This is a genomic window from Flavobacterium hungaricum (assembly GCF_015182285.1).
Lineage (GTDB): Bacteria > Bacteroidota > Bacteroidia > Flavobacteriales > Flavobacteriaceae > Flavobacterium > Flavobacterium hungaricum.
Genome location: NZ_PRDM01000001.1, coordinates 1126497 through 1140779, shown reverse-complemented (window position 1 = coordinate 1140779; position 14283 = coordinate 1126497). Strand labels below are relative to the sequence as shown.

Annotated in this window: 10 protein-coding genes; 7 read left to right on the top strand and 3 right to left on the bottom strand. The window is 37.1% G+C overall.

The window, feature by feature from the left end:
• Positions 1–2: 2 nt before the first annotated feature.
• Entirely contained in the window at positions 3–2426 is a 2424-nt protein-coding gene (locus C4F50_RS04930) for a TonB-dependent receptor (RefSeq protein WP_193845303.1), read from the bottom strand.
• A 241-nt stretch (positions 2427–2667) separates the two neighbouring features.
• Between C4F50_RS04930 and C4F50_RS04925 the strand changes: the two genes are divergently transcribed.
• A complete protein-coding gene (locus C4F50_RS04925; RefSeq protein ID WP_193845302.1) occupies positions 2668–3945 on the top strand; it encodes an acetyl-CoA C-acetyltransferase in 1278 nt (425 codons plus the stop codon).
• A 66-nt stretch (positions 3946–4011) separates the two neighbouring features.
• Here C4F50_RS04925 and C4F50_RS04920 read toward each other — a convergent pair whose 3' ends face one another.
• The gene (locus tag C4F50_RS04920) at positions 4012–4623 is read right to left on the bottom strand and encodes an FMN-dependent NADH-azoreductase (protein WP_193845301.1); all 612 of its coding nucleotides are present in this window, start codon (positions 4621–4623) and stop codon (positions 4012–4014) included.
• Between the two features lie 105 nt (positions 4624–4728).
• Here C4F50_RS04920 and C4F50_RS04915 point away from each other — a divergent pair, with 105 nt between their 5' ends.
• Together C4F50_RS04915 and C4F50_RS04910 are read left to right on the top strand one after the other, a co-directional pair.
• Positions 4729–5106 carry a winged helix-turn-helix transcriptional regulator gene (locus C4F50_RS04915; RefSeq protein ID WP_193845300.1) on the top strand — a complete coding sequence of 126 codons (378 nt, stop codon included), beginning with the start codon at positions 4729–4731 and terminating at the stop codon, positions 5104–5106.
• 201 nt (positions 5107–5307) lie between these two features.
• Complete coding sequence (locus C4F50_RS04910) at positions 5308–8229, top strand: PQQ-dependent sugar dehydrogenase (RefSeq protein ID WP_193845299.1); 2922 nt, start codon at positions 5308–5310, stop codon at positions 8227–8229.
• A 743-nt stretch (positions 8230–8972) separates the two neighbouring features.
• On the opposite strand, the gene C4F50_RS04905 is transcribed toward C4F50_RS04910, so the two are convergent.
• Entirely contained in the window at positions 8973–9722 is a 750-nt protein-coding gene (locus tag C4F50_RS04905) for a 4-hydroxy-tetrahydrodipicolinate reductase (protein WP_193845298.1), read from the bottom strand.
• Between the two features lie 385 nt (positions 9723–10107).
• Between C4F50_RS04905 and C4F50_RS04900 the strand changes: the two genes are divergently transcribed.
• From C4F50_RS04900 to C4F50_RS04885, 4 genes are all read left to right on the top strand, one after another.
• Positions 10108–10542, top strand: a complete 435-nt coding sequence (locus tag C4F50_RS04900) for a DUF1810 domain-containing protein (protein ID WP_193845297.1) — start codon at positions 10108–10110, stop codon at positions 10540–10542.
• A gap of 152 nt (positions 10543–10694) precedes the next feature.
• Positions 10695–11045, top strand: a complete 351-nt coding sequence (locus tag C4F50_RS04895; protein WP_193845296.1) for a hypothetical protein — start codon at positions 10695–10697, stop codon at positions 11043–11045.
• A gap of 218 nt (positions 11046–11263) precedes the next feature.
• Positions 11264–11959, top strand: a complete 696-nt coding sequence (locus C4F50_RS04890) for an ABC transporter ATP-binding protein (protein WP_193845295.1) — start codon at positions 11264–11266, stop codon at positions 11957–11959.
• A gap of 29 nt (positions 11960–11988) precedes the next feature.
• The gene (locus tag C4F50_RS04885; protein ID WP_193845294.1) at positions 11989–14280 is read left to right on the top strand and encodes a TonB-dependent siderophore receptor; all 2292 of its coding nucleotides are present in this window, start codon (positions 11989–11991) and stop codon (positions 14278–14280) included.
• The last annotated feature ends 3 nt before the right edge of the window (positions 14281–14283 follow it).

Sequence of the window (14283 nt, the reverse complement as noted above, 5' to 3'; positions counted from 1 at the left end):
GATTAGAATTTATAAGATACACCAACTCTAAAGTTTGTACCTGCTTCTGCCTGCCAGTAGTAAGCTTGAAGCCAAGAGTAGTAAGAACCGCTGTATAGATATTTATCTAAAATATTAAATACGTTTGCAGTCACTTTTACTTTTCCGATTTCATAAGACAAACCTCCATCCAATCTGAAATAATCAGGAAGTCTTTGAAGACCAACACTCCACGTATCTGTCTGGCGCCCTGCAAGGAAAGTTCCTCCGATAGAAGCTCCCAAACCTTTTACTTTTCCAGCTTGAACTGTATAGTTTAACCATGCATTGGCAGTATGTTTAGCATATCCCGGAACTGTGCTTCCAACAGCAATAGTAGCTAATCTTGATTCTGTTACAATAGATTCTGTAAAAGCATAGTTGGCAATTAAATTAAGACCGTCAAAAAGTTTTCCTCTAACATCAAACTCCAAACCTTCTGCCCTTTTTTCTCCCAAGATAACTTTATAGATATCATTCGGTCCATTTGTTGGATCGGCAGTAAGCTCATTTTTCTTTATAATTCTGTAAGCAGACAAAGTAGTGTTCCATGAGCCGTCAAACCAGTCTTTTTTGATACCAAATTCAATGTTATTACCTGTAAGCGGTTTTATAGGATCTCCATTTTGAGTAATTCCAGATTGAGGTGTAAAGGCTTGATCATATAGCCCATAAACGGCAAGATCATCAGTAATAGAAAAACTTAAGCCTGCTCGAGGTGTAATGTGGCTGTCTTCTTGAGGCACATCATAAGCGCTAGTCTGGCTAATCCATGTATATCTTGCAGCAAGGGTCAATCTTAATTTATTTTGAAAAAAACCAATTTCATCCTGCAGATATCCAGCTGCATACTGTGAGCCATAAATTCCTCCTGCTCTTTGGCTTAAAGGCGTTTCGTGATCAAACTGCGGGAATCCGTTTGATGGAGTACCATAATTTGGATTGTAAACATTAAACGGATTATCAACCGTATCCAAATCATGAGATTGTCCCCAATCTGCCTTATAGTCTTTATCTCCCAAATCTACTCCCCCTAATACTTTATGAGAAATAGGACCTGTATTGAATTTACCATTCACAAAAATCTGTCCTAAAAACATATTACTATCTGCATCCCAAATACCTACGTTTCTAATGATTTCACCATAAGCAAGATTTCCTTCAGGAATCCCGTCATAATTTCTGTCAGCTGGTCCAGGACCAACAACACCAGGCCAAGAGCTGTATCCTTGCTGAATGTATTTGAAATAAGAAGTTTGTGCTGTTAATTTCCAATTGTCATCAAATTTATGTTCGAATTGTAAATAACCGCTGTGATCCTGGATGTTAGTATCTGGTAATCCAGGTGCTGTCATTGTAAAGTTACGAGGCAAAGCTGCATATCCGCCAGCTTCTGGTCCGAAAACATAGTAAGAACCCACCTCTGTCATATTTGCATATTGAAAATTGTACTCAAATGTCAATTTTGTTTTGTCATCAAATTGGTATGAAATTACTGGCGCAATTACATAGCGGTCGTTATGTTCATAAGGACGGAATGAACCTTTCTTTTGTGCAGCTCCGTTAAAACGGTATAATAATTTTCCTTTTTTATCTAACTTCCCGTCAAGATCCAAACTCACTCTGTAGAAATCATAACTTCCTACCATAGCACTCACCTCGCCTTTGGTAACTCCTGTCGGTTTTTTAGTCACCACATTGTACAATCCGCTTGGATCCCCGCTAGAAAGCATAAATCCTGCAGGTCCTTTTACAAATTCGATGTGATCTACAAAACTCATATCTTCTGTTAATGGTCCCCAGAAAGAAGAAACTACGTTGAAACCATTTCTAAAAGCCTGAATCTGTGAGCCTCTCATCGTAATATTGGTATAAAGATCTCCCCAGTGCTCCAAACGTACAGCTCCACTCACGTTACGAATAACCCCGTCGCTCATGCTCGTAATCTGCTGATCTTTTAAAGTCTGCCCGCTTACAATTTGAACGTTCTGTGGAATTTCAAGAACTGGCGTCTGTAAACGTAAAGACATTGACGGTTTATCCTGCTTGTATTTATTTTTGGTAATGACAACTTCTTGAAGATCTTCCTGACTTTCGTTTAATGAGAAGTTTTTAGTTGTAGTTTGTTTTGCCGTTACTACAATATTCGCTTCAACTGGAGCAATACCTACCGCACTAACAACAATAATATAATTACCCGGTTTTACCCTTGTAATTTCATATTGTCCCGAAGCAGTAGTGACATCCGAATATTTGGTTCCTTTTAAAGTTACAGAAATATTTTCTGCAGCAGTATTACCGCTCAAAGAAATTTTTCCTGCTACTTTTCCAAATTCCTGTGCCATCATATTCAGAGAACACAAAAAAAGAGCAAAAAAGTAAACGCTCTTATTAAAAATTATTTTCATTTTGGTTTGATTTTAAATTGCTGCGCAAAAGTAAATTCAAATATTCGGTTTTCCAAATTATTTTTATTCATTCTAAATAAATCTAACAATTATAATCTATTAACCCCTAAAATTTCTAAAACAGCAGTGTTATTTAAGTTATTTCTTTATAATATTAATCTACATTAAGTTGATTAACCGATTCTATTTTTATCTTTATACTTCCAAAATTCAAAACAAATTCACTTAATAATTTCTGGATATGAAATCAAATACCATTAGAAAAGTTGCCATTGTAGGTTATAATAGAATTCCGTTTGCGCGTGCCAATACCGCTTATGCATCCGTTGGAAATCAGGAAATGATGACCGCAGCGCTTAACGGGCTTATTAACAAGTATGATTTGAAAGGAAAGCTATTAGGTGAAGTTGCCGGCGGTGCTGTAATAAAACATACTTATGACAATAATTTGATTCGAGAATGTGTGATGAAGACCAGTTTGGATCCAGCTACTCCAGCCTGCGATCTGCAGCAGGCCTGCGATACCGGTATCGAAAGTGCCATTTACATCGCCAATAAAATTGCCTTGGGACAAATAGAATCTGGAATTGCCGGAGGTGTAGATTCTATAAGCGATATGCCGATTGCAGTGAGCGAAAAACTGAGAAAAGTTCTCTTAGAAGCAAGACAAGCAAAATCATTAGGCGGCAAAATCAAAACATTTCTAAAACTTCGTCCAAAAGATTTATCGCCTTTGGTTCCTAAAAATGAAGAATCGCAAACGGGACTTTCTATGGGCGGTCATACCGAAATTACAGCTAAATATTATAAAATCTCAAGAGAAGACCAAGATGCATTTGCATTAAAAAGTCATTTAAACATGGCTAAAGCATATGACGAAGGCTTTTTTGATGATATGATTACCCCTTTTAACGGTTTAGAAAAAGACAACAATTTAAGACGTGACTCAACAATCGAAAAATTAGCAAGCCTAAAACCAGCTTTTGATAGAGTAAACGGAACTTTAACAGCCGGAAATTCTACTCCGCTTACAGACGGTGCTTCGTGCATACTTTTAGCAAGCGAAGAATGGGCAAAAGAACAAGGACTTCCGATTCTGGCGTATATTACATTTGCTGAAATTGCTGCGATCGAATATGTAAAAAACCAGCACAATCTTTTATTAGCTCCTGTATTTGCTGCTTCTAGAATGTTAGAAAAAGCAGCACTTACGCTTCAGGATTTTGATTTTTATGAAATCCACGAAGCTTTTGCAGCTCAGACTTTGGCGACTTTAAAAATTTGGGAAAGCCCGGAACTAAGTGCAGAAATTGGTTTGAAAAAACCTTTGGGCGCAATTGACCGAACCAAATTAAATGTAAAAGGAAGCAGTCTTGCCGCTGCGCATCCGTTTGCTGCTACTGGCGGCAGAATTATTGGTGTCATGGCGAAATTGTTAAACCAAAAAGGTTCTGGAAAAGGATTTATTTCGATTTGTGCCGCAGGAGGTCAAGGCGTAACGATGATAATTGAGAAATAAAGAAACATGATAAGATCTTCTAAAATAATAATCCCAGTTCGTTAAAACTGGGATTTATTTTTTTTATTAAAAAGCAAATTCTTCAACCGAAGACAAAGCTTTTGGTAAAGCGTTTGCTGCAAAATCTGGAATTGCAGTTCCTTCAACACGAAAAGTCGTCACGTCGGTCATTCCTAAAAATCCGAACACAGTTCTTAAATACGACTCCGAGAAATCGTAGCTTTTATAAGGGCCTTCAGAGAATATCGCGCCAGAAGCAATAGAAAGATATACTTTTTTGTTGGTCACTAACCCTTTCGGACTTCCATCGGCATAACTAAAAGTCTTTCCTGCTCTTGCGATCTGATCGATCCATCCTTTTAAAACCGCTGGGATTCCGAAATTATACAATGGCACGCCAATTACAATAATATCCGATTCTAACAGTGTTTTTATAGCGTCATCAGAATGTTTTAGAACTGCTTCCTGTTCTGGTGTATGGGCTTCTGCCGGAGTATAAACTGCACTAATATGAGAATTCGTTAAATATGGCAATGGTGTTTGTGTAAGGTCAAGTGTCTGTACTTCTGTATTAGAATTTCCCGCCGTTAATTTTTCTATTACTGCGTTGGACAATTGGTTACTAAAGGAATTTTCTCCATTTGTACTGGTAATTATGCGTAGAATTTTTTGGCTCATGATTTTTATATTTGTTTTACAATACAAACTTATTTACATTTACTATCTCTTTTATAGTACTATCCTTGAGGATAGCGCTATCATTGAGGATAGTAAGTAACAGCTATGGAAACAGAAGAAAAAACACTAGAAATAAATCCAAAAGAATGTGAGCCGCAAGAATGTATGGCTGCACTATTGCCTGTGAGAGATGCTTTAGAAATTTTAAGCGGCAGATGGAAACTGCCCATTTTAATTGCTTTGTCAGACCGTCCAAAACGATTCAAAGAGATTTCTAAAGATATTAACGGCATTACAGACAAAATGCTTTCTAAAGAACTTAAAGATTTAGAGATCAATAAACTGGTGAGTAGAAAGGTATATGATACTTTTCCTCCCAAAGTAGAATATTCCAGAACAGAACACAGCTTGTCATTAATCAATGTTATTATGGCTTTAAAAGACTGGGGAACGCTGCATAGAAAAGAAATAATAGGCAAATAGTTTCTATTTTATTGATTTACCGAAATCAAAACAGCGCATATCTAACACAACAAAAACTTTACAAAAATATCCTTAGCTCAGTGTCTGCCTAGCTTACATAAAATCAGACCTTTATCTAAAAAAATATAACATTAGATTTTAACATATTATACAGAAAAAGACTAAATTAGATTACCCAAATCAATTTAATCTTGAATAATTATGAGAAAAAATCTACTATTTGTTTTTCAAAAACTACGAAGTGCCTTAATTCTGGTTTTTATTTTATCCCTTTCAGCAAAATCGTACAGTCAGTACATTACTCAAAATCTAGCGCCGACGGCAGTCATTAAAGAAGGACTTTCGTTAGAACAATCTTCTGACGGAAGAATTTTTATTGCAGAAAGAGGCGGCATCGTAAAAGTATTTCAAAACAACGCAGTCTCAACCGTTTTTACAGTAACAACTGTAACCGATAATGAGCAGGGATTGCTTGGCTTAACACTTCACCCTGATTTTGCTGCAAACGGATATATTTACGTATTTTATTCGATTACTAACGCTAATGTGGTTCGACACAGAATCGAAAGAGTAAAAATTGACAACAATAATCAAGTAGTCAGCAGACAGGAAATCCTGCTTTTAGAGCCAATAGGAGGCGGTTTTCATAACGGAGGCGACTTAAAATTCTTTAACGGATTTTTGTATATAACCGTTGGAGACAGCCAGTTAAATACCAACGCACAGGATTTAGACACTTATAAAGGTAAAATTTTAAGAGTTACCGAAGACGGACAGCCCGCACCTGGAAATCCGTTCTACGGAAGCGGTTCGGTACAAAGACAAAGCATCTGGGTGTACGGTTTTAGAAATCCGTGGAGATTGGTTCCCAATGTCGCGGCCAACAAACTTTTTGTTTTGGATGTAGGAACTTCCTGGGAAGAAATAAACGAAATCAGCAATCCCGTGATACGCAATTATGGGTGGGGACATCCGCAGGGAGGTGACGGAAAACAAACCGAAACCAGTCTGTTTACCAACCCAATTTTTACTTACGCGACAGGAAGTATCGGAAATGCTTTAACCAATGGTGTTCTATACAATCCGACAGTATCAAGATACCCAAATCTTCAGGGAAAATTTATCATTAAAGATTACGTGAGAACCGAAATACGATCTTTTGATCCTAATATCGCCGATCCTGTTTCTACAACTTTCTTTACTGTTCCTCAGGCGCAGCAATATGCTCTCGGAATGATGCTTGGAAACGATGGTTACATCTATTATTGCGCTTATGGAAATAATGGTTCTTTAATCAAACTCGATTATATTGAAACGGCAGCGCCAACAATTGTCAATCATCCTGTTTCTCAAAGTATAATGGAAACTAAACCCGTAACTTTTACCGTTTCTGCAAGCGGCACTGGATTAACGTACCAATGGCAGTTTAATAATGTGAACATCAATGGCGCAACTGCAGCGAGTTATACTATTCCGAATGTAACCAATGCAAACGCTGGCGCTTACAAGGTAATTGTTACCAATACTGCTGGAAATGTTACCAGCAATGTAGCGACTTTAACCGTGACTCCATTTAGTAATGCGCCAACTGTAACAATAATTTCGCCGCTTCCGACTTTAAAATGGAATGCCGATGATTTAGTTCATTATGAAGCAGCAGCGACAGATGTTGAAGACGGAGCTTTACCTGCAAGTGCTTATTCGTGGAGTATTGATCTTTTTCACGAAGACATTCCGGGAGCCGGACATTCGCATCCAGGAGGCAGTCCGCAAGGTGTAAAATCGGGTGATTTTACAGCGTCTAATCAAGGTGAAAAAACGCCAAACGTCTGGTATCGATTTACAGTAAAAGTAACCGATAGTAACGGACTTACAGGTACTGCTTTTGTTGACATTAAACCCAATTTAGTCGATGTTACGGCTGCAAGTTCGCCTGTTCCTCTAAATCTGGAATTCAATCAAAAACCGGTTGTGGCACCTTCAACAAAACAAGTTGTAGCAAATGCTGCTTTACAAACCTTAAATGCACCAACACCACAATATGTTGGCAACATTCGATACGATTTTGATCATTGGGGACAAGGCGGTGCTGCAAACCAGACTTTTAAAGCACCTGCAAGCGGTACTATTACTTACACTGCTTTCTACAATGCTGTTACACTGCAAAATGCACCTTATCAAGGAATTATCGCTCAAATTCCAGGAATTATAGAAGCCGAAAATTATGATATCGGCCCTAGTGCTTTTCTAGACAAAAATGGCGGCGGAGATACTGCTTACAGAGCCGGAGACGGTGTAGGAACAGAAGTTTGTAATGAAGGTGGTTTCAATCTTGCTTATGTAGCAAAAGACGAATGGCTGAAATATACTGCCAAAGTAAATACAACAGGAAATTATACTATTAATTTAAGAGCGGCGACGCCTTATAATACCAGAAAACTGCATCTGGAAGTTGACGGCGTAAATGTTACAGGCGTTGTCAATATACCGAACACAGGAGGATTTCAGGCTTGGCAGACCGTTGCTATTCCTAATATTCCTTTAACTCAAGGTACACATGTTATTACTTTGTATTTTGATGAAAATGATACCAACATCAACAAAATGGAGTTTGTATTGTCAGGAAGCACCACCGCTCCTATTGCCGATTTCGAGTATAGTCCGCAGATGGGCTGTATCAATAATCCAGTCCATTTTACATCTGTTTCGGTAGGAACCGTTGATGCTTATGCCTGGAATTTTGGTGCAGATGCACAACCTGCAGCAGCAACAGGAATTGGGCCGCATTCCGTTATTTTTTCAACTGAAGGAGAAAGAGAAGTTTCCCTAACCGTCACTAACTCTAATGGAAGTACTACCAAAAAGGTTACTTTCGACGTACACAACTGTAATCTTGGCGTTGAAAACCCGAATGAAGCATCTGCCAAAATCATTGTATATCCAAATCCGTCCACAGGAACATTTCATTTATCAAAAGAATCAGAATGGACAATTTATTCTGTTTTAGGAAGCAAAATAAAAGAAGGATCAGGAAACACAATTTCGATTTCTGAACAGGCTTCGGGAATCTATTTTCTAAAAACAAACCTAAGCAGTAAAGCAATGCTGCTGAGTAAGCAATAGTTTTTTTAGCTGCTATAAATTTGCTGCGAAGACGCGAAGGCACTAAGTTTATTTCACGCAGATTTTATGGATTTAAGCTGATTTTACAGATGCAATTAATCTGCTAAATCTGCGAGAGAATTAAGTTGCCGCGAAGACACTAAGGCGCTAAGTTTTTATTTCACGCAGATTTAAGGATTTAAGCTGATGTCACAGATGAAATTAATCTGCTGAATCGGCTAAATCTGCGAGAGAATAAATTTGCCGCGAAGACGCGAAGGCGCTAAGTTTATTTTACGCAGATTTTATGGATTTAAGCTGATGTCACAGATGCAAATTAATCTGCTGGATCTGCAAAATCTGCGAGAGAATAAATTTGTCGCGAAGGCACTTAAGGCACTGAGTTTTTTTCACGCAGATTTTTAAAATTTAAGCTGATGTCACAGATGAAATTAATCTGCTGGATCTGCAAAATCTGCGAGAGAATAAATTTGCTGTGAAGGCACTAAGGCGCTAAGTTTTTTTTTCACGCAGATTTTAAGGATTTAAGCTGATGTCACAGATGCAATTAATCTGCTTAATCTGCAAAATCTGCGAGAGAATAAATTCAACGCGAAAGCACTAAGGCACTAAGTTTTTTTTACGCAGATTTAAGGATTTAAGCTGGTTTTAAAGGGATTTTGAAGTAAAAAATCCGAATTAATCTGCTTAAATCTCCAAAATCTGCGTGAAATAAAATCCTTTTTAATCAGTGGCAAAACTAGTTAGACCGCGAAATAAGGTGACAAAATATCTTCAAAATTATAAAGCCCTTTTTCTTTCTCTTTAAGATTTTCGGCAACAAAAATAACCCCGTTTCCAAAGGCTTCTCTCGAAATGGATTCGTGTATTAAACGTACCGTTTGAAACGGAAAACCAAAAATAACTTCATGTTTTCCTACTATTCCTCCTGCCCTTACCGAATTAATGCTTTCTTTATCAACATCTAAGGCTTCAGCAATTTTTACAGCCGTTCCAGAAGTGCCTTGTTTGGTTTTAAAGTGTTCCTCGTTTACTTCGATATCAACCCAAGGTGCAATTTTCTTTAGAAATTTAGCTGCAAACAATAAATAGTTCACTCCCAGAGTAATATTTGGAGACCAGAATACGGTAGTTTTCTTTGACAGTTTTTTCAAAAACTCTAATTCTTTATCTTTATAATGTGATATAGCCGAAATGATTTTGATGTTTTTCTGCGCTGCAGCTTCACCATACTCGTAAATACCATTATCCGAAGAAAAGTCAATAATGACATCTACAGGATGTTTTTCTAACAATTCATCTATAGAGGTTTTTGAGCTTGAATAGATTAAACCCGGTTCGTCTGACTGTACTCCAAAAAATTCCGGAACCGATCTGTGCTCCAAGACAGTACTTTGTCTTAAAACCCATTCTAAACAAAATTTTTTGTTATCTAATAATATTGAAGCTACTGATTTTCCAGTTTTTCCGAATCCGATTAATCCTATTTTCATAAGCATTTGTTTTTTAAAGAGCGAAAAAGCTCGTTAGAAGAATAAGGCATTATAAGTGGTAAATGCCATTTGAAATTTTAATAAATATAGCAGTTGTAAAACTGCCGTATTTGTAAAAATAGGAAAATCATAACATAAAATCGAACAAAAACACCAAAATGTAACAAAAAACTGTCTTCTTAACAGGAATAATGCTGCCAATCTTTTTTTCCTTGAAGTGATTGCAGCATTTTTTTAAATTCAAAAATTCGGATAAATACTACACCTATTTTGTGCTTAATATATTAAAAAAATTATACCTAAAAAATGTTTTAGAAAAGTACAACTTTATATATTTTCAGTAGATTTACGACCTGATTATCCCCAAAAATAATATCAGTACAAAATGGCCTACAATAACAAAGAATTGGTTCGTTTTTTAGACGCCCAAAACAAATTATATCTAGCAGCTCTTTCTGAGATAAAAAAAGGAAAAAAAGAATCTCCTTGGATGTGGTTTATATTTCCGCAGATAAAAGGGCTGGCTTCCTGTGATACTTCAAAATATTACGAAATCAAAAATGTTGACGAAGCAATTGCATTTTTAGAACATCCGATCTTAGGAAAACATCTGTTAGAAATTACCACAGAATTAATCAACACCGACGAAAAAACTGCCGAAGAGATTTTTGGAAATCCAGACAACGAAAAATTACAGTCTTGCATGACTTTGTTTGCAACCATTCAAAACTCTGAGCCAATCTTCGAACAAGTCTTGGATAAGTACTTTGAAGGTTCAACAGATTTTCATACGCTGCAGTTATTATACAGTAACTTTTAATATTGAAATTAAGTTGCATTAACTTACAAAGTCAGCAAATAGTTGTCATTTCATTAAAATAACGGCTATTTAAATGGGTTTTTAAATAAGATTTCTATATTTGCAACACTGTTGCGTTTTTTTAGCCGCTGAAAAACAGCAGTCTATTTGGAATGAAAAAGAAAATTATTTTTATAAATTTCCTGATGTCTCTAATGGTATTGTCCGCAATGCTGTTTCAGACCATTCACTCCTACGAGCATGTTTTCAAGCAGTTAATAGAGAAGCCCTGCGAACATCATACTAGTGCCAATCAAAAAGAAATAACGCACAGTCACAGTGTTGATACCAATTGCCATATTTGTCATTTTGCATTCAGCACCTATATTCCCAATCTTTTTCAGACCGTTACTTTTCAAGTAATTGGTATTGAAACAAAATCGGTATTCGTTTATACCAAATCAACAACTGCGTTCTTTAAAGGCAGTTTATTTTCTTTAAGAGCTCCTCCTGCTCTATTGTAATTGTACCGATTTATTTGTCGTTTGTTTTTCTTTTAACAAGAAAGAATACAGCTGTGTTTTTTACTTGAAGCATCTTTTTATAAGCTTCTTTTAAAAGACACTTTCGCGAATAAATCCCTGTAAATCAATATTTCAAATCTAACAACTTCCAGCATGCTCGAAAGGTTTCTGCTGCGAATGTTATTTATTTTTTCAAAAACTTAAATCCAAATACCATTATGCTTACAGCTGAAAATCTCACCAGAAAATATGGTGATTATACTGCTTTAAATGCTTTAAACTTAACTATTAAAGAAGGCGAAATTTTTGCTCTTTTAGGACAAAACGGCGCTGGAAAAACGACCACAATCAATCTATTCCTTGGTTTTATCGAACCCTCAGACGGAACTTTAACTATAAATAATATTCCTGTTTCTTTAAATGCTCCTACAACAAAAGAGTTTGTGGCGTACATTCCAGAAACGGTCATGCTGTACCCAAATTTAACTGGTTTAGAGAATCTTAAATTTTTCTCTTCCCTTGCCGGCTTTAAATATTCTAAAGGAGAATTAACTTATTTCTTAAATAAAGCGGGCTTACAAGCCGGTGCACACGATCAGAATCTGGGCGGTTTTTCTAAAGGTATGCGCCAGAAAGTTGGAATTGCGATTGCAATTGCCAAAAAAGCAAAAGTGCTTCTATTAGACGAACCTACAAGTGGTTTAGATCCTAAAGCGTCTAATGAATTTTCGCAGATTCTAAAAGAGCTTTCTGAAGACGGAACCGCTATTTTGATGGCCACCCACGATATTTTTAGAGCCAGAGAAGTGGCTTCGCATATCGGAATTATGAAGCAGGGAAATTTGGTCACGGTGATTGAAGCCTCTAAAATTTCGGCAAATGAACTCGAAGATCTTTATTTACAAACAGTTTAAAGGAAATACAGCTTTCCATTTACATAAAAATGAAACATTTATTGGTCTTACTTTTTCTAGTAAGCAGCGGCTTTATTTTGCAGGCTCAGAATGGCAGAAAAGTGCAGGACAGCATTGCCAAAGATTCTGTCGCATCTAAGCGTAATGAACTCCAGACTGTCGAAATTATTGGGCGTTCTACCAAAAAATACAACAGCGATTATTCTTTTTCTGCCACCAAAATAGCAGCTTTAAACAAAGATATTCCGCAGTCTATTTCTTCGATAACCAAAGAATTAATTGCAGACAAAGGCGCCATTTATCTTGCCGATGCTGTAAAAATGGCCAGCGGTGTAATTCCGGCGAGTTATTACAATCAATACACCATTCGCGGGATCAGCCAGAACGAAGAAGGACAGATTATCAACGGAATGCGAACGCGCCAGTATTATTTTTTACAGCCGCTAACAAGTAATATCGAACGTGTTGAAGTAATCAAAGGTCCATCGAGCGCGACATTTTCGTCTGTAGATCCGGGCGGAAGTATCAATATGGTTACTAAAAAACCCTTGGCTATTGACCGAAAAGAAGTGAGTTTTACAGTTGGAAGTTTCAGCACTTTACGCGGAACTCTTGATTTTACAGGCCCTTTAAACGAATCTAAAACGCTTTTGTACCGTGTAAACGGAGCGTATCAGGAAGCAAAATCGTTTCGTGACTTAGTCAATAACAAATCGTTTTTGTTCTCGCCTTCGTTCAGTTATATTCCGAATGAAAAAACGGCTTTTAATACCGAGTTAATTTTGAGTGACATGACAGGCGTTCTCGATCGCGGACAGCCTATTTTTGGTGCGTCCGCAGGCGTTACCAATTTAAATAAAACACCAATAAGCTTAAATCTAGGCGCTTCTGGAGATTATTTTAAGTCGAAAGAAATGATTTTAACCACCAATTTTGCACACAAGTTCAATTCAAAAATAGGATTTAATGCTTCGTACATGAAGCAGACCTGGACAGAAGATCTTCAGGAACACCGAACCACAAATGCTTTTGCTGTTGACCTAAACAATCAGCCGGTTACAAGCCTGGCAATGATGCAATATGTACAGCGCCAGCAGTATTGGGATATTGATAATTTGACGGCTTATTTTAATTTTGATTTTAAAACCGGACCTTTAAAACACAAGCTTTTAACAGGTTACGATTTGAGCAGTTGGAACAAAAACAAAGGCGGCGGACAAAATGCGGCAAGAGGTTTTTTATTGAATGACGGAACGGTCGCAAACTCCTTTGTACCTGCAAATGCCTCTAACTATCAAACCGTAACGGTAAACGGCACGGTACTGCCAAAACCGAACGTCAACTTCTTTGATTTAAACAATCCTTCTTATGCTTTAAGAAATACAGAAGATTATGTTTTAAACGTTCGTACAGCGCTCCCGTCGGCATTAACAACGACTAATGCCATTTATATTCAAGATCAGATTCAGATTCAAAAATTTACTTTTTTATTGGGTTTAAGAAACGAATGGTTTGAAGATGTTACCAATTACAAAACCAATAACGAACTAACGGTTAAGAAATCGGCTCTTTTGCCTCGTGTTGGAATTACGTATGCTGTAAATTCTTCAATAAATGTTTACACAACTTATCTTGAAGGTTATCAGCCACAGTCAAACACGACAACCCTAATGCCTCAAACAGGAAGTTTGCCTGCGGGAAGTTTGTTCAAACCTCTTGAAAGCGATTTGAAAGAAGTCGGTTTTAAAGCCACATTCTTAAACAATTCAATGAGCTTTAATGCTGCGATTTACGAAATCAATCAGCGTAATATTTTGATGAATGCCAATGATCCTGTAAATCCAGATTTATTGATTACGAGAGGCTCAGAAAGAAGCCGTGGTTTCGAATGCGATTTGGCGGGATATATTACTGCAGACTGGCAGATTAATGCTTCTTACAGTTATATTGATGCCGAAATTACAAACGATGCCAATACCGCTTTGATCGGCGCAAGAAAACAAAACACGCCAAAAAACAGCGCCAATCTCTGGACACGCTACAATTTTGCCTCAGATTCTGAACTGAAAGGTTTCGGAATTGGTTTGGGAATGCAGTACCAAAGCAGTAAAGTACCTTGGTTTACAAGAGATTTTACGCTCCCTGATTTTACCATTTTTGATGCTGCGCTTTATTACAAACCCAATAACAGCCAAGTGCAGATTGCCGTAAACGCAGGCAATTTATTGAATAAAACCTATTGGCTGGGCGCTCAAAACTATTTGAGATTGTTTCCGGGAAGTCCGAGAAATGCAAGCTTGACCGTAACTTATAAATTTTAATTG